The organism is Sulfoacidibacillus ferrooxidans, assembly GCF_022606465.1.
GTDB lineage: Bacteria > Bacillota > Bacilli > Alicyclobacillales > SLC66 > Sulfoacidibacillus > Sulfoacidibacillus ferrooxidans.
Genome location: NZ_JALBUF010000005.1, coordinates 36,962 through 54,529 on the forward strand (window position 1 = coordinate 36,962; position 17,568 = coordinate 54,529).

General features: G+C 46.3%; 12 protein-coding genes. 7 read left to right on the forward strand and 5 right to left on the reverse strand.

The features are described 5' to 3' along the window. Positions 1–6 precede the first annotated feature (6 nt). The 3 genes from MM817_RS08935 to MM817_RS08945 all read left to right on the forward strand — a co-directional run bounded on the left by MM817_RS08935 (position 7) and on the right by MM817_RS08945 (position 3,450). The gene (locus MM817_RS08935) at positions 7–741 is read left to right on the forward strand and encodes an SIS domain-containing protein (RefSeq protein WP_241713935.1); all 735 of its coding nucleotides are present in this window, start codon (positions 7–9) and stop codon (positions 739–741) included. Positions 742–811: 70 nt separating this feature from the next. Next, positions 812–1,912, forward strand: coding sequence for an N-acetylglucosamine-6-phosphate deacetylase (gene nagA, locus MM817_RS08940; protein ID WP_241713937.1), 1,101 nt, complete (start codon positions 812–814; stop codon positions 1,910–1,912). A 218-nt stretch (positions 1,913–2,130) separates the two neighbouring features. After that, entirely contained in the window at positions 2,131–3,450 is a 1,320-nt protein-coding gene (locus tag MM817_RS08945; RefSeq protein WP_241713940.1) for an MFS transporter, read from the forward strand. A gap of 169 nt (positions 3,451–3,619) precedes the next feature. On the opposite strand, the gene MM817_RS08950 is transcribed toward MM817_RS08945, so the two are convergent. Continuing rightward, positions 3,620–3,820: a hypothetical protein gene (locus tag MM817_RS08950; RefSeq protein ID WP_241713941.1), complete on the reverse strand. Its 201-nt coding sequence runs from the start codon at positions 3,818–3,820 to the stop codon at positions 3,620–3,622. A gap of 181 nt (positions 3,821–4,001) precedes the next feature. On the opposite strand from MM817_RS08950, the gene MM817_RS08955 reads away from it, so the two are divergent. Both MM817_RS08955 and MM817_RS08960 read left to right on the forward strand, forming a co-directional pair. Continuing rightward, the gene (locus tag MM817_RS08955) at positions 4,002–4,526 is read left to right on the forward strand and encodes a GNAT family N-acetyltransferase (RefSeq protein WP_241713943.1); all 525 of its coding nucleotides are present in this window, start codon (positions 4,002–4,004) and stop codon (positions 4,524–4,526) included. 272 nt (positions 4,527–4,798) lie between these two features. After that, positions 4,799–5,092: an SLC5/6 family protein gene (locus tag MM817_RS08960; RefSeq protein WP_241713945.1), complete on the forward strand. Its 294-nt coding sequence runs from the start codon at positions 4,799–4,801 to the stop codon at positions 5,090–5,092. 676 nt (positions 5,093–5,768) lie between these two features. Here MM817_RS08960 and MM817_RS08965 read toward each other — a convergent pair. After that, positions 5,769–9,956, reverse strand: a complete 4,188-nt coding sequence (locus MM817_RS08965; protein WP_241713947.1) for an AAA domain-containing protein — start codon at positions 9,954–9,956, stop codon at positions 5,769–5,771. A 686-nt stretch (positions 9,957–10,642) separates the two neighbouring features. Here MM817_RS08965 and MM817_RS08970 point away from each other — a divergent pair. Then, positions 10,643–11,131, forward strand: a complete 489-nt coding sequence (locus MM817_RS08970; protein ID WP_241714258.1) for a DUF5110 domain-containing protein — start codon at positions 10,643–10,645, stop codon at positions 11,129–11,131. A gap of 96 nt (positions 11,132–11,227) precedes the next feature. Here MM817_RS08970 and MM817_RS08975 read toward each other — a convergent pair whose 3' ends face one another. Then, entirely contained in the window at positions 11,228–11,551 is a 324-nt protein-coding gene (locus tag MM817_RS08975; protein ID WP_241713949.1) for an antibiotic biosynthesis monooxygenase family protein, read from the reverse strand. Positions 11,552–11,920: 369 nt separating this feature from the next. Between MM817_RS08975 and MM817_RS08980 the strand changes: the two genes are divergently transcribed. Next, a complete protein-coding gene (locus tag MM817_RS08980) occupies positions 11,921–12,337 on the forward strand; it encodes a DoxX family protein (RefSeq protein WP_241713951.1) in 417 nt (138 codons plus the stop codon). A 146-nt stretch (positions 12,338–12,483) separates the two neighbouring features. On the opposite strand, the gene MM817_RS08985 is transcribed toward MM817_RS08980, so the two are convergent. Together MM817_RS08985 and MM817_RS08990 are read right to left on the reverse strand one after the other, a co-directional pair. Next, entirely contained in the window at positions 12,484–15,618 is a 3,135-nt protein-coding gene (locus tag MM817_RS08985) for an efflux RND transporter permease subunit (protein WP_241713952.1), read from the reverse strand. Continuing rightward, a complete protein-coding gene (locus MM817_RS08990; RefSeq protein WP_241713954.1) occupies positions 15,615–17,525 on the reverse strand; it encodes an efflux RND transporter periplasmic adaptor subunit in 1,911 nt (636 codons plus the stop codon). The genes MM817_RS08985 and MM817_RS08990 overlap by 4 nt, the downstream gene beginning before the upstream one ends. Positions 17,526–17,568: the final 43 nt, after the last annotated feature.

Consider the following 17,568-nt stretch of genomic DNA (forward strand, 5'->3'; position numbering starts at 1 on the left):
TTTACGATGAATGTTGCAGAGCGGTATGCTGATGTAGTATTAGAACAACTTCGTGCAGTCATTGAAACGCAGACCAGCGCGTTGAATCAGGCGGCAACTATGGTGGGTGATGCATTGATTCGCGAGCAATGGGTGTACGTATTTGGCACTGGTCATTCACATATGTTGGCAGAAGAGGCGTTTTACCGTGCAGGTGGTTTAGTGCGGATGGTACCAATCCTAGATACGGGTCTTATGTTGCATGAAGGTGCTGCTAAAAGCTCCTATTTAGAAGGGATAGAAGGCTATGCAGAGACTTTGCTTGACCAATATCCTGTACGAATTGGAGATGTATTGATTGTTGCTTCAAACTCTGGTCGCAATGCAGTTCCCATTGACATGGCATTAGCAGGCAAAGCGCGCAAAATGAGCGTCATAGCACTTACGAATCTTCGTCATAGTAAAATGTGGCCATCGCGCCACACGTCTGGAAAGCACCTCTTCGAGTGTGCTGACATTGTGATTGATAACTGTGGTATTCCAGGGGATTCCAGCATTCATATCGATGGATTAGATACAGACGTAGGAGCAACGTCAACGATAAGCGGCACATTGATCATGAACATGATTAGTTTACAAGCAATGGAATATTGCATTTTGCATGGCAAAGTACCTGAAGTATATGTGAGTAGTAATGGCGTTGAAAGTGATCATAATGAACGCATAATCACGAAATACCGAACACAGATTCGACATTTGTAATTTTCAGTCTAGAGCTACGATGGGTACGCGACAGTATGGACTGCCGGCCGTGAGAGGATGGGATCATGCCATGCATATTGAAGGAAATCGCATTTTGGCAAATGGCACGTTACAGACGGTGCATGTGCGCCTACAAGACGGCAAGATTGTAGAGATAAAAACTTTTGCAAAAACAGAGGACTCGCTGCCACTAATCGTGCCGGGATTTATCGATATTCATGTGCATGGTGGTGGTGGTGCTGATACGATGGATCATACGATTGAAGCTTATGAGACGATAGCGAAAACTCATGCACGCTATGGCACTACTTCCATGCTCTTAACGACGGTTACGGAGTCAGATGCGCAGATTACACAAGTACTGCATCAGGCCAAGCATTACATGACTATGCGACACGAGGGCGCACAGGTGATCGGGGTGCACTTAGAAGGGCCTTTTATTCATCCGGACCGTGCGGGTGCACAGAGGCTTGACTGCATAGTTGATCCGCAAAGTGAGATGGCTAGTCGATGGTTTGATACTGGCATCGTAAAAATGATAACGATGGCCCCTGAACGTCCGCATGCACATGATGTAGCACGCCTTGCGCGCGCAGCGGGAATCATTGTTGCAGCAGGTCATACACGTGCTAAGGCAGTTGATGTAGCACTTGCTAAACTGTCCGGCTTTAGTCATGTCACCCACCTGTGTAACGCGATGGAACCTTTGTTACATCGTGAAGGAGGACCGATTGGCCATGTGATTGAGGATCAGGAGTATACGGCTGATCTTATTTGTGATGGAATTCACGTGCATTCTGCGATGATTAAAGCTTTGGTGCGCTCGATCGGTTCAGAGCGCTTGATGTTAATTACCGATGCCATTCGCGCTACGGCTATGGGTGATGGACTCTATGATCTTGGTGGTCAAACGGTGAAGGTGCAAGGTGGTCAATGTCAGTTAGAAGATGGCACACTAGCAGGTAGTGTCCTAACGATGGGGCAGGCGTTTTCTCTGGTGCAATCCTATGGGCTAGTCCATCTTGCCGATGCACAGCGAATGACCAGTGAGAATGCTGCACGTAAGTTGGGCTTACATAGTAAAGGAAAGATTGAACTGGGGTATGATGCAGATCTCGTTCTTCTTACAAGCCAAGGTGATATCATGCAGACGGTGATTGGTGGGGAATGAATCCTGTGCAAGTGAAAGAACACCTTCTCTGAACATGCAATGCGCTTTCATTTTCATCTTGTACGAGAATGATATTCATGATAGAGTGAGGAACAATGAAATAGCACGTCTATTCATAGTATTCTGGTTCAAAGTGATACTTATGAGAAAGGAGAGGCACAGGCTTCGCGATGGGAGATGTGCAATCGGTTGATGCAACAGATAAAGGGGGGCTAGTCGTGAGTGTGAATATAGCTGAGATTGAACGTTCGACATTGCGCAAGGTGCACAATCGGATTATTCCGTTTATTGTGGTCCTCTATATTATCTCTTTTTTGGATCGGGTCAATACGGGGTATGCGGCATTGCAGATGAATACGGCACTCTCGATTAGTGCGAGTGCATTTGGGCTTGTGTCGGGGATCTTTTTTATTGGGTATTTTTTGTTTGAGGTGCCAAGCAATATCATGATGCACAAAATTGGCGCAAAAATCTGGATTATGCGAATCTTAGTGAGTTGGGGGATTGTGGCCTCGCTTACGGCGATTGCGCAAAATGTCACGGAATTATATGTGTTGCGGTTTTTGTTGGGCGCCGCAGAAGCGGGCTTTTTTCCTGGTATTATCCTATATCTGACGTTTTGGTTTCGCGCGCGGGATCAAGCAAAAGCAGTGGCGTTTTTCATGACAGCGCTTGCACTTTCAGGGATCATCGGGGGTCCGGTGTCTACCTTTATCTTGGCGCATGTCCACTGGGGTGGATTGCAACCGTGGCGCTGGCTGTATATCTTAGAGGGCATTCCTGCAGTCATCTTTGGTGTGATCACGCTGTGGGTGCTGCCCAATCGACCCAATGATGCCAAGTGGCTGACGCAGGAGGAAAAGAATTGGCTGCTCGGTGAGTTGACTCGTGAGCGTGAGGCAAAGTTGCAACGCCACTCGATGTCGATGTGGAAAGTCATGGCGGATGGTCGCGTGTGGATGTTGACGCTGATTTATTTTTGCTTAGTGACGGGACTGTATGGCATCGGGTTTTGGTTGCCGCAGATTGTGAAGGCGCTGTCTAGCTCGTATTCACTATCAACGATCGGGTGGCTCACAGCGATTCCTTATGTTGTAGCCGGGATTGGCATGGTGTTGATCGGAAAGTCTTCAGATCGCAGTGGGGAGCGGCGCTGGCATACTGCGCTGACGCAAGTGGTAGGTGCGATCGCGCTTGTACTGCTTGGTATGACGACAAATGCTTGGGTCTCGATCGTGTTGCTAGCGATAGCGACGGCTGGTATTTATGGATTTTTCGGTCCATTTTGGGCGATGCCATCGCTATTTTTAACTGAGGCTACGGCTGCAGTGGGGATTGCTTTTATCAACTCGGTAGGGAACTTAGGTGGATTTTTTGGACCGTATATCATTGGCGCAGTGAAGCAAAGCACAGGAAGTATGACCAGTGCCATGTATGTGCTCGCGGCATTTCTCATCGTAGGTGCCGTGTTGACTTTACTGATGCGCCAAGATCGCGCCAAGGGAATGGCAACCGATCGGTCATCTGTGCAGCAGTAGGGGAAAGTAGAGAACACAAGTCGATGTGACCGAAGCATCAGAGGTAGCTACGTGTACGATCCTGTGCACCATAACGGCCTACACGCCCTTCGCACATGAGGAAGGGCGTGTAGGTTGTATAATTGATCAACTTATGGTATCTCCATCTGACGGCTATGGGGATGCACGATTAGCGTGCAAAGAGTCTGGAACGGAGCTCTTGTCTGTTGTGTACATCTTTTGTAAGTGCGATGAGTTCTTCATTGGCAAATGCGGCCATTTCGGGGTTCGGGTCCTCGCGTAGTTGCATGAGTTTGGTAAATTGCTGATACTCTGTTTCTGTGAATACTTCTTTGGCCCACGCAATAAATGCTTCGTTTGAAGTAACCATGGACGTTCCCCTTTCATCAAAACCTGCTCTTTATAAGCATAAGCTACTGTTAAGCCTATGTCATTGACGGTGTTTGTAGAATCGTAGCGAATGTACACTTTTTTTGTTCTACTTGAAGCGGACAATGCAAATGCATGCAAGAATAGATGGCGAAACATTCGGTCTACAAGGAGTGTGCACAATGGCGATGCTCATACGCAAAGCGCAAGTAAGTGATGCGCGAGAGATAGCGATCGTTCACGTGGAAAGCTGGCGCTCCACGTATGGTGGGATCGTGTCGGACGCATTTCTTTCTGCTATGTCATACGACGAACGGGAAGCGCGCTGGCATGTCATCCTTAGTGGGAGTCAGGAGCGCATCGTATACGTCGCGCAAGATGAGGCAGGAAAAGTAGTCGGCTTTGCGATGGGTGGACCTCATCGCGACAAAGAACCTGAGTGTAGCGGGGAACTGTATTCAGTCTACTTGTTAGCTGAGTATCAGGGACAGGGAACCGGTCGGCAACTCGTACAAGCGGTTGCCACAGACCTCCTACAGGCAAAGCACCGCTCGATGATCGTATGGGTGTTTTCGGAAAATCGCGCGAGACACTTTTATGAGAACCTAGGTGCCACCTATCTCCTTTCAAAAGAGGCGCAGATCGGTGAACAACAGCTTTCGGAGAGCGCATATGTCTGGTGGGATCTTGAGACGTCATTCGGGTGAGTGGTGGATAACGCGTCATGACACGGGTACGAATCATGATGCAAAAGCCAGCACATACATGAAGGATGAGCAGAAGTTTGTGTATGGTGCTGGGGATTTGTTTTTGTAACGCCAAGCCTTGTGATGCAAATGCATGCTTCACTCTGTTGAAATAAAGGCCTGATCAATGGATTTTTAGCATCTGGGCGGCAGCCATCTCCCAAGACTTCGTGGAACAGACATTAGGCATCCAACTGTCCGCACGAAAAGGCTTGATGCTCGGACGTATCACGATGTTTTTTGTCATCGTACTCGCCCTAGTCGTCACCTACTACTGGAACAGTCTGATTGGGATTGCAGGTGCGGCTGCCTGGTCGATCCTCGCCTCAGTCTTTGTCCCATCGATTGCCATAGGCCACAACTGGCGCCGCGCCACAGGAGCAGGTGCAGTAGCTGCAGCGTTCGTTGGCATCTTTACGTCTATCTGGTTTCAAGTGGCGAACTACAATCCAGGTGGATTTTTCGGAGCAACGCTTGCAATACTCCTTGCTATCGCTACACTGATCATCGTCTCTTTGCTAACATAGCCCGAAGAATTAGACGAGGATATCATGAATATCATCACGCTTCCATATTAGGAGAAACTCTGAATATGGATAAAAATTGATCATCTCCAACCAAGCACAGCAGCAACGCTTATTCATTAAGCTGATTGCAGGTAAATAGTTCTGAAGAGAAGTTCCCGTTGCGAAGCTACGGAACAAGCAGTGTAAGTGCACCTACACGTGTAGTAAGAAGACGAGGATGGAAGCCATTTAGATAAACATGGCGTTTCTCCGAACACTTATACGGTTGCAATTGCAAATGATCTAATGCTAGGGCATGGATCATCTCTTTCAGCACTTGATAGAGCCAATGGAATTTCCTGTATCTTCAGAAACAAAACTTTTAAAATTTTATCATGCGCGGTAATGGTGTATTGTGACATTCCTATCATCAGCCTAATTACAATGCTTGCTTTCGATACATCCATTCTAGATTAGAGGGACTAGCTGTCACTTGTATGTTATGTCACCCAGTGTGTCACAAAATATATATCAATGTGAAGGGCTTAACTTAGCATAACTAGGTTGGCATTAAAGATTTGCTCTTAAAAAATCTTCATGTGTTATCATGTTCGCTCTCGTAATCCAATAAGACGACAATTACAAAGCGACTGGATACCCATCAAATCGCTTTGTAATTATGCTGCATTTTTCGGATTTATATAGAGTTTTTCAAAAACTCCTTGACCTGTGCACGTGAGCCTCCTCGAAGCCGTTCTACCTCACGTTGGATTTTATCAATTTCCGCTTGTCTCGTTTTCCACCAATTACGGCTCCATACACGATGAATAGACCAACCTTGCTGTTCTAGGAACCGCTGTCGATACAAATCGCGTTCGCGAGCTACGCGAGATGAGTGATACATTGCCCCGTCACATTCGACACCCAGTATGAAACGCTCAGGATCATCCGGATGGACAATCGCCAAATCAATACGATACCCTGAAAAGCCAACTTGGGTCTGTACCGTATAGCCCAACTTTCGAAGAGCCGTAGTCACTTCTTCTTCAAATGGGCTGTCGTAAATGGAGATATTTTCGATGGATTGGACAGCTGTCGCATCCAGAATTCCTTCCAATACCGTATTCACCCGTCTCTCGTCACCATCGGATATTGCCTTTGCGTACTCAAGGTAGCGTTTAAGCAACCTCGGTCCCCTTGAATATGTCTCGACACGTGTCCATTCACTTGGTTCAAACGAACAAACGATGTAAACTTTCAGCCTTGCACGTGTTATGGCAACATTTAATCGATTTTCCCCCATATCTTGTGATAACGTACCGAACTGACTTACCATCTTCCCGTCTTGGTCTTTCGCGTAAGCCACAGAGAACAAGATGATATCACGTTCATCGCCCTGTACATTCTCGATGTTTTTCACGAACAATCCGACGAACTGGTCGCCTTCTTTGCGTGTCCGTGCTTGCTCAATCAAATTATAAAGCGCTGGGTCATTGTGTCCACGGGCATCTAAAATATCATTGATGAGCTCCGCTTGGTCACTATTAAATGTAATGATTCCTAGCGTTGGATTAAATTCGTCATGTTGCACAATATCGACTACAAGGTCTGCGATACGATCTGCTTCTTCCTGGTTTCGCCGACCAATCCACTTACCGTTAACGCGAATAAACTCGATTGGTTTTTCTTTGCCGAATCCCACAATAGGAGCTGTCTGCATCCGCTTGCCGTAAAATGCGTAATTAGAGAAATTAATCAGGGCATCATGTGCCGAGCGGTAGTGCCATGTGAGCCATTGGTCTGCCATCTTCGGCTTACTCCAGTCCAGTAGATGTGATGCCTTTCTGTGATTATCTCGCACAAAATCATCGTCCTCGTCCTCAAATTCATCATCGTCAGATATACGAAACAGATTTGTGGGTGGTAGCTGCTTTTCATCACCAGCGACAACTACTTGCTTTCCGCGATAAATCGCAGGAATAGCGTTCTCAACTGGACACTGTGATGCTTCATCGAAAATGACCAAATCAAAAAATCCGCTCTCCGCTGGGAAAATGGCACTGACAGCTTCGGGTGTACACAGCCAGCAAGGCACAAGCTTTAATACGTCTGACGTATAGTCCTTTAATACCTTTCGAAGCGGTTTGATTTGGCGTTTTTTACCTGCTTCATGTTTAAGCGTGGTTCTTGCCTGTCCGCGCACATTTGAAACTTCTAACGCCAGTTGACGATCAATCCACTCTGGTACCAACCGTCGTTTTTCCCTGAGTAGCGAACTGTATCGACTGCGCGATTGTTCAAATAGTTCCGTTGACACATCTGTTATGTGTTTGTCGGTCGCTTCCACAGCGTCAATCCAAGCATGGAGGAAACTGTTTTCAATGATTTCGTTCCACAGTTCAGATGCGCTAGGCGTAGATTCAAGTGGTGCCTTTTTCCGACAACGTTCCAATAACTTCTGGTTTATTCCATCAAGGCCATCTTTCATCTGATCGAGACGCTGTAGACTGTCAAAATTGCTCACGCCCTCTGCAAGTTCCGCAAATCGAGAGACATGAAAAATACCCTGATCCACCATGTCGCGTAGTTCCGAAACTGTATCGTCGGACAAATATTTTTTCAAGATCTGAAGGTCCTGGCTGATTCGCTCCCAAAGGGCAACCATTTCTAGGAGCGATTCGACCATCGTTGTAAATTGAACATTCGCTAACTTGTCTAGGTCCTCTTTTGTAACCAAATCGGGTAACCATTTGTCGAAGCAGTCCTGCGCCTCAACGTATTTGTTTAAAAACTCAATGGCGTGCTGCTTTCTACGACTCCACTCTTCCCAGATATCAACGTCATTCACTATCGGTACGTCCGAGTAAAAATGTAATTTCACGATGCTCTCACGAAGTGATTGGAAAACTAAATAGGATTCAATCGACTGGCGATATTTCAAAATCGACGTACTTTCAAATAGAACACCACTTTTTGTGCAGTATGTTTGAACTTCACGTTTCAGTCCATACCACGAGGAAGATACAAAGCGTGTGATTTTCTGTTGAAGCGCAAGAAAATCATCAATCTTCTTTGCCCAGTACTTAGCATCGGTCTCGGACATATGTATAATCGGCGAGCCGAGCTCTTGAGCATGTTTTATCTGTTGCGTGATCATGTGAAATACTTGTTTGACGCGAGCCACGTGGTCAGAATGCTCAAATTCCTTATCTTCATCGAAGTAGAACATATGAATGTGCTTGAATAGGTTACTGTGTCCTATGATTTGAACTGCTTGTTTTAGCCCCATTAGTGCTTCTTGGTTCTGAACTAGGTACTGCGGTGTATTGGGCAACTCGAATTGTATTCGAATTTCGTTACCACGTTCAACCGCTACGCGGAGCCGGTTGCTTACCTCTTCGAGCTCCATGTGATGTTGATTACTAAACTTTGCAAACGACTTTCTTCTCGCCCAAGCATAATTGGCGTGGTCGAACTTTTGCATAAGTGCCAAAATTGAACGGATTTCGAGAAGACGTTTTTGCAGTTCTTCATACGTCATGCCATTCGCCAAATCGGAAACCGCGATTATCAAGTTTGGGTCCCACTTTGCGTTTGCGTACAAATACTGAAGTGTCTTTCCAAATGGTCTATCGGCGTGCAACGAATTCGCGATCGAGTTAAGTTTGTCTGCCAAATCATCCATTTCATTGGACATTCTCTCTAGTTCGGTGACACTGGTTGAGATATCGCGTTGCAAGATCGAACCGATTTTCCCATAGACTGCAGCTTTGTCTCTATGCACGTCATGAACGAGAGTTATCTGATGGTTTAAGTTAATGGAAGCCAACCGATTATAGACGACTTCAAGCGCTACAGGCTTTTGACACACAACAAGGACCTTCTGCCCACGAGCGAGACGATCAGCTACCAAATTGACAATAACTTGTGACTTCCCAGTACCCGGTGGTCCGTGCACAATCAGACCATCACGTTCACGAGATGCAATGACTGCAGCTTCCTGACTCGCATCAGTTTGCAAAACAAAATATGTTCCATACTCTTTTTGCTCATTGAGGATAACTGACTTCACTTCAGCAAGTTGCTCTTCTGCTGGTTCTTCGTTTAAGAGTCGATACAACAACCCTTCAGATGGTGGATTTTTAAGAAGTTCTTCATAATCAACCAATAAATTACTTGTAGACTGTCGAAACTTTCCAAATATCATATAAGGCTGAAGTTGAAGTGCCACTTTACCTGTAGGAATTTCTTTGCTACTTAAGGATTTAAACGGAGCCAATGTAGAAGAATACGGGGAAAGATTCAGCATTGCAGCAGAAAATACCGACTGAATCCATGCAATAACATTTTCTGTCGGTATTTCCTCTCCTATAGTTTTGACGGCTTCGCCCAGATTTACTCCAAGAAACCGATTCAATGACAAATCCAGTACAGGGTTTAGAAATGGGGGGTTTTCAGCATCTAGTTCAAAAACCCAATGCATAATACCCTGAACTTTCCTTTTTGAAATGTGTGCAGGATACAGAAGGATAGGGCTTCGATAAAAATCTTCTCCGACGGTACCTTCTAAAAAACCATAGGCGACATGGAATGTGTTAGCCCCCGTCTCCTGCTCAATTAATTCAATTTCGCGTTTGAGTGTTGTGAGTTTTCGGTTCACAACGAGATCATCGTTTGACTGTCCAACTGCTGAAATCAATACGATTTGTGATTTTTGCATCATCACTTCTTCGGCGACGCGTATAGGTTTATCTTTAGACTCCTCAGTTGCAAGTGAGAAGACGTCAGCATGATTTTTATTAGCCAGCTTTAACAAGCGAAGGCTTGTGTTCCGTTTTGTTAAATCCGTGAGCCGGTCTCGATACAGTTCTAAAATATCTTGCACAAAGTCACCCCTCTATTATCAAAAACAATTGCGCGTAAATTTTGTTTAATTTTACCTAATTAAGATTATATAGTAAAAATATTGTAATACCAAATTGAAATCACAGTAAAAGGTTCATCAAAAGATTATATGAAAATGTTCCAGGATTCAGTCAAAGAGACATAAGAAACATTTGGCGGTCAAATAACGAATGCGTACGCCGTGGTTATAGAATAAGCACCAGGAAAAACAATCGAGGAAGTGTGGGTTTGATACAAGAAATTGTTTCAATATTTATGGACGTCATCATAGCGCTTCCCATCAAGAATGAAGTGAGGGGAGTGTGTTGGATATACCGTAAATCAAATCCAGCTCATTATTATATTTCATACAAGCCCCTGCAATTCCAAACAAGATTTTAACCGTGGTTAATATTTCTTTTTTCTAATAAATACTTTATTTACTAATGCAGATATCATCTAAATGAACTAGCAAAACACGTAAACCCGTACCCAATCTCAACGTACTTCTTCATTTTCAACCCTCGAAAGCTAGACTTAGTCATTGAAGATTTCTGCTCTCATGTGATTTTTTTACACCAATTATGCAGCACATCTACTCGTGATGCGAACTAATTATAGTGTGTGCAACGGTATGGGGTTGTCTGAACGGGGAATCTTCGCAGTGTTTGAGAGCACTATGTCTTGGTGAATGCACCGCTTGACGAAATGCCGCTATTTGTAAGACAAGGTGCTATTTTACCGGAATATCCGGTGCAATCTGCGGTGCAGTTTGACTGTGTATCGTCTTTGCAGTTTGTCATCTATGGTGATCCGCAGGAAGCAGCGCAATCGTATGTGTTATATGAAGATGATGGTATTTCGTTTGATCATGAGTCGGGGCTATACAATGAACTCGAAGTTACTTATGAGGCTACTGTGGATGACGGGGCGAGTGTAACCTATCGCTATTTGCAACAGGGATATCTTCCTGCCTATCGCTCACGGGTCTTTTGTTTTACGCGAATCCGCGCTGTGGAGCAGATCGCTGTAGAAGGATTTACCTGTGTTACGGTCGAGCAGTTGACAAGTATGTCAAAAGGGTATGCAATTGATATGGATGCAGGAGAAGTTCTCGTCAAACTACCTGCTGATGTCATGAAAGCTCGCTTTGTGTGGCGGCGTCAGAGATCGTGATCGTTGTCTGATGTACATGCCACATGATTCACTATGTGTGAAGTCTTTCACACATAGTGAATCATGTATCGATCGTTTGGTGTGATCGCGCGGATTCTAATATTCGTGCTCGACTTTGCAAATGCGGGTGCGAAACGCCTGATACCAGGTTTCTTTGCCAAGTGTCTTGGCGGATTGGTGAAAAGCGTTGCGACCCCAGGATTCAATAGATGCCATCGATTCCCAATAGGAAACGATGATGCCAAGATCTGCTTCTGCGCTTTCGACGCCTAAAAAGCCTTCTTGGGACTTTGCCATCTCAATCATGCGTGTAGCCATGGCGGCGTAACCTGTAGCATCTTCTCCTGGAACTACGGTTAGAATAGCGGCGTAGTATGGTGGTTTTGGTGTAACTGCAATTCCCTGTGTAAGATCGGACATCGTGATCGTACCTCCTCTGGAGCTCTATCTACGTAGTAGCATGCCCCGTAACCTGTGCAACAAAGTAAGTGTAGCAGTTACTATCATGATCGTGTATCGGGGAAACCCCTGATAACAGTGATTATCCATAGTTGTCACACAAGGCGTGTGCAAAGGTGAGATGTCTATTGTGTGATGGGGAGGATCCGGGGATCTTGTTTCGCGCGGTATAAATCCTTCTTATGTGTCTACACTACAAAAGAGTATGTGATGGATTGCTTCCATCAAGGTACTAACTGGTGGGTGTAGGTGGTTTCATAAATAGTAAAAGGTTTATACTACATGGAGGCATGTCTACGTATTGATTTTATAGGTAATGAGGGATGCGATATGATTCATAACGGTCTGGAGGTCAATGTAGGATTATTGATCATTCGATTGGTAGTAGGACTTACGTTTATGGGGCATGGCACACAAAAGTTATTTGGTTGGTTTGGTGGCGCTGGCCCACAAAATACAGGGAAGTGGCTTGAGTCGCTTGGGATTCAGTCGCGAGGTATGTTTTTTGCAGTTGCCGCTGGACTCTTCGAATTAGTGGGAGGGCTGCTGTTTGCAGCAGGGTTTATGACGCTGATCGGCTCAACACTCATTGTGATTGTCATGATTGATGCGATTATTGCGGTGCATGGACCCAACGGTTACTGGATGGATCGCGGTGGTTTTGAATACAATCTGGTGTTAATTGCCGTTGTGATCGGCGTTGCGTTGGTGGGTCCAGGACAATTTACCTATCCATTTTCGATATAACAGCCAGCTTACATAAGTAGAAAAACAAGGCCTTTACAAAAGCTACGTATGGCGCGATACTCCCATGCGTTAGCTTTTATAAGTAGAAAAACAAGGCCCACTCTGTCACGTGACGGAGTGGGCCTTGTTCTTGTGCTGGATAGTAGTTACATACCGGGTGTGATCGATGGATCGACGGAGCTTCCTTTTTTGCGGAAGATACGTTTGAATCGTTTGGAATTGTTGTCTGCCGTGACATACACCACAGGCACGAGAACTAGCGTGACAAGCGTGGAGAACAGCAATCCAAATGAAATTACGGTTGCCATGGATGCGAGTGTGGCACCACCTGTACCAAAGCCAAGTACGAGTGGAAGCATGGCAAGCACTGTCGTGAGCGTGGACATCATGATAGGGCGCAACCGAATGGGGCCGGCTTCCTTCAGTGCTTCGACAAGCGGTAGACCTCGATCCCGTAGCTGATTGGCATAGTCTACAAGCACAATCGCGTTATTGGCAATCAGCCCCATGACCATGATGACGCCAATAAAGGAGTCGATGTTGAGTGATCGATGGGTCAAAAATAATCCGAGCGCACCACCAATAAATGTCGGTGGGAGCGAGAACATAATGACAAATGGCGTGATAAATGACTCAAACAAGCTAGCCATCACCATGTAGAGCAAGACAATGGAGAACAGTACAGCAATACCTAAGTCCATAAAGGCTTGACCGATAAATTTGCCTTGTTGGCCAAAGTTGATCGAATATCCGGCTGGTAGGTGCAGATGTTTAATCTGTGCACTGACCATGCCTTGCGCGCGGCCTGAGGTTACGCCATACACGCTTGCATTGATCGTTACGGAACGCACGCCGTTGGTGTGATCGATGACGGGTGGTTCTTGTGATGTGGTGAGTGTCGCCACATCATCAAGTGGGATCATCTCGCCCTGACCGTTCGTGATAAATATTTGCGAAAGGTTAGAGATGTTGCGCGAGAAGCTTTGCGGTAACTGAACATTGATGTTGTACTGGTTATCCCCGACAAAGTAAGTGGATGCATTGACCCCTTGGAAGGCGTCGTGCAGCGTTGTTTCTACTTCTTGTTCGGTGAGACCATACTGTTGTAGTGCGGCTTGATTGATGTTTAACTCATAATCTGGCGTTCCTGTGGCAAGCGTATTGTCCACATATTCAAGCCCTGGTGTGCGCTCCATAATCTGTGCCACTTCGTTACTCAAGATGGACAGTGTTTGCAAGTCTGGACCTTGCACATCTACTTGGACACCTGAAGTCGACGGTCCGTTACTCGTGGCGGAAAGTGGCTGTACAATAATCTGTGCGCCAGGAATATCAGAGATATAGCGGTTAAAATCATGGGCTACTTTGTCGAGATTGTGTACTTTTGAACCGAGTGTAACTGTAATCGTCGACGTATTGGTTGCCCCTAAGTTCTGTGAAGAGGTGCTTCCAATTTGCGTAAATACTGATTTTACATCAGGCATGTGTGCTTGTGCCAGGTGTTCGAGTTGTGTCGTTGTGGCCGTGGTTGTCGCTAAGTTGGTGCCATTGGCTAGTGTTGTTGTGATGCTAATCTGATTGCTGTTGATCGTCGGTGCAAGCTCAAAGCCAATGAGCGGGACGAGCATAAAACTAGCTACAACCATGACGATGGCGCCACCCATGATGGTGAAGCGGTGCCGCAAGCTCCAGTTGAGTAGTTTGCGATAGAGCTGGGTGAAATCATACATGGCACGCCCAGACCAGTCAAATAAGACCCATGGTCGAAACGGAGCCGTCTTCCCAGGGATCGTCTCTGGCATCTCAAAGTGTTTGCCTTTGAGAAACTTGGAAGCGAGCATCGGCGTAAAGGTAATGGCGACAAAGAGTGCTGCCACGTGAGAAAAGCTCACGGTCATGGCGATAGGACCAAAGAACTGTCCGGCAACGCCTGGCACAAAGATCGATGGTGCAAAAACGGAGATCTGCGCCATTGCGGCTACGACAACGGCTAGTCCGACTTCAGATGTCCCTTGTTTAGCAGCCTCAATGGCATTGAGCCCTCGCTGTCGCGCTCGAAAGATACTCTCGAGTACGACGATGGAAAAGTCGACCAGCGACCCTAGACCGACTGCGAGACTGCCGAGTGTGGCGGAGTTGATCGTGAGCCCTGCTGCGTACATCAAGATAAATGTTGAAATCATCGCGATGGGAATCGCCACAGCAATAATGAATGTCGTGCGCAACGAGCGCAAGATCAGCAACATGATGAGAATCCCGAAGATAAATCCGAGAATCGTGTGTTCGACAACTGTTGAGATGGTGCCTTGAATGGTCGTTGCCGAGTCACTGATCATCGTGAGTTTTGTGCCTGGTGGCAGTTGGCGTTTCAATTGAGCGAGTGCTTTGACCGTTTCTTGTGAAACTTGTACGGTATTGGCATTGGTCGCCTGTGTAATGGTAAAGCTAACTGCAGGTTGACTATTTAAGGTGGAAATATACGTCTGATCTGCATAGCCATCTTGCACCGTCGCGACATCGCCGACCGTTAGATTGGCTTGACCGCTACTAATCGGAATCTGCGCAATTTGATCGGGTGAGGTGATCTGCCCTTTGACGCGCAGTGGAATGAGTTGGTTGCCTTTGTTGACTTCGCCTGCATCTACTGTTTGATTGCCAGAAGAGATGGCAGATATGACTTGTCCAATGGTTACGTGATACAACGTGAGTCGATGTGGATCGACAAGAACGTTGACTTGACTGGTCAAGCCACCGATGACGCTTACAGATCCGACGCCGTTTAGATGTTCAAAGACCGGCTCTACAACATTATTGGCGAGTTCTGTTATGGCTGACAATGGCTCTTTTCCTGACAGAGCAATCGTGATAATTGGTTTATTGCTTGGGTTAAACTGTTGTACGATCGGTGTGGTCGCATCGGTTGGAAGTTGCCCTTGCACCCGATTGACGATGCTTCGCATGTCGTTGACTTCTTGATCGATGCTAACACCATAGTTAAACTGGACGACGACTTGGCTATTGCCAAGAGACGAGGTAGAGTCGATCTCCGAAACACCTGACAAACTTTGCAGGGCATTTTCGATCGGCTGCGTGACTTGTTGCTCCACTTCGGTTGGTGACGCGCCAGGCCATCCTGTGGCGACAGAGGCGACAGGGATATCAAGGGACGGTTCCAGTTCAATTGGAAGCTGAAAAATGGAGAACACGCCGATCATGATCACCGCAGCCATGATCATGGTGATCGTTACCGATCGTTTGATGGAAAAGTCTGCGATTTTCAAGACGATGTCCCCTTTTTCTTAGGATGATGCTTGGTGTAGTGCTTTGCTTCTGTCGATGCTTGTGTAGGTAATCCTTTGACTGCTTTTCCATTGATGGATACCACAGTCACTTGATTGCCAGGAGACAATAAATTTTGTCCTTGTACGACAAGTTCTTGCCCAAGGGATAAGCCGCTCGTAATTTGGTATTCATTTTGCGTCATGGCACCGACTTGCACAATTTGTGATTGGGCTACGCCATTTTGCACTGTAAAGACTTCATTGGCGCCACTTTGCAAGTTGAGGACAGCATCTGCTGGCACCATGATGCCAAGGTGCGCGTTACTAGAGGATGCGACGGCTTGTACCTCAAGTCCAGGTAAAAGTGGGGCGTTTGATCCGCTCACTTCAATGTCTACTGGATAGGCCATTGTGCTTGTCGAAAGTTCTGGATGAATGGCGATGACATGTCCGTGCAAGACTTCATTTAATGAAGGTACCGTGACCACCATCTTCGTGCCATCTTGCATTTTGTTGATATCAAATTCGGGGACGTTGACGGTGACCATCTCTGGACTCATCGATGCGATGGTGACAATGTCAGCAGACGTGCCTACCCCTTCTCCGACTTGGTCATTGACTGATTGTACATAACCGCTGATCGGTGAGAGGATTTGTCCATTTTGAATCTGGGCGGAGATGACTTGAACTCCTGCTTGAGCTGATTGAACTTGTGCCTGGCTAACTGGCAACTGTGTGTTGGTTTGTTCAGTTTGGTAGGCAACTTGAGCCTGTTGTAACTGTGATTTCGATGTTGCGATGCTCGTTTGTGCAGAAGATTGTGCAGAAGTTAAGGCTGCCTTTGCCTGTGCGAGCTGGGCCTGTGCGACAGTGAGTGATTTGCTATTTTGGGCAGATTGAAGTGCTTGTTGTGCTGCAGCCAACTGGGCTTGTGCTACGGCAATCGGTTGCCCATCTTGCGCTGATTTCAAGTTGGATTCAGCAGCAGCGTAACTCGCCTTCGCTTCTGCAACGGCACCGCTCGACTGCTCAAGTGAGAGTTGGTTCTCTGCGTTTTGAAGTGCTGTTTTTGCTTGATCGTAGGTACTTTGTGCTTGTAAGATGGCATTTGAAGTAGGGAACTGACTATCTTCTTGTGCTTGTGTCAAAGCATCTTGTGCAGTGGCTAGCGTTTGCTGTGCTGCACTCACATTGGCCTCATCGGTTGCGATGCTTGTCGTTTGTTGACTTGTGGCAGCGGCTAGGTTTGCTTTTGCCGTATCTAATTGACTCTGTGCTTGTGCAATTGTGTTTTGCTGACTAGACTGGGCGTTTTTTAATTGTTGTTCGGCAACTGCTACGGCTTTTTCTTCGGCTGCGACAGAACTATCAAATTGTGCCAGAGCATCTTGATATTGTTGTGATTCGGTATTGACTGCTTGTTGATTGGATGTAATTGTGTTGTTTACATTGGTCTGTTCTTGAGCTAAATTGGCTTGTGCGGTTTGAATAGACGCTTGTGCTTGTTTGAGCGAGTTTTGATTGGATTCCATCGATGAAGTCAGTTCGGCTTCCGATACGCCTTCACTTGCTTGTGCTTGTGCTAATTGTGCTTGGAGTTGACTGGTGTTTATTGTTGCGATGACTTGACCTTGTTGGATCACTTGGCCTGCGCGAACATCTACGGAGGACAGTACGCCTGATATGGCGGGTGATACATTGGTTTGAATATAGGGTGTTACTTGTCCAAGATATGTGTTTTGTGATGCTACAGGTGATAGTGCAACTGTTTCAATGCTCACTGGTAAGGGTGGCAATGAAGCTGCTTGTGCGGGTCCTCTCGTGCCACAACCTGAAAGCAATGACCCAACCATTGTGGTGAGGATAAGGGTTGGTATAATCCTTTTTAAATGATAGCGATCTTTCATGTGCAGTGTGCTCCCCTGTCTCATCGATCTTCTGTACGGTGTG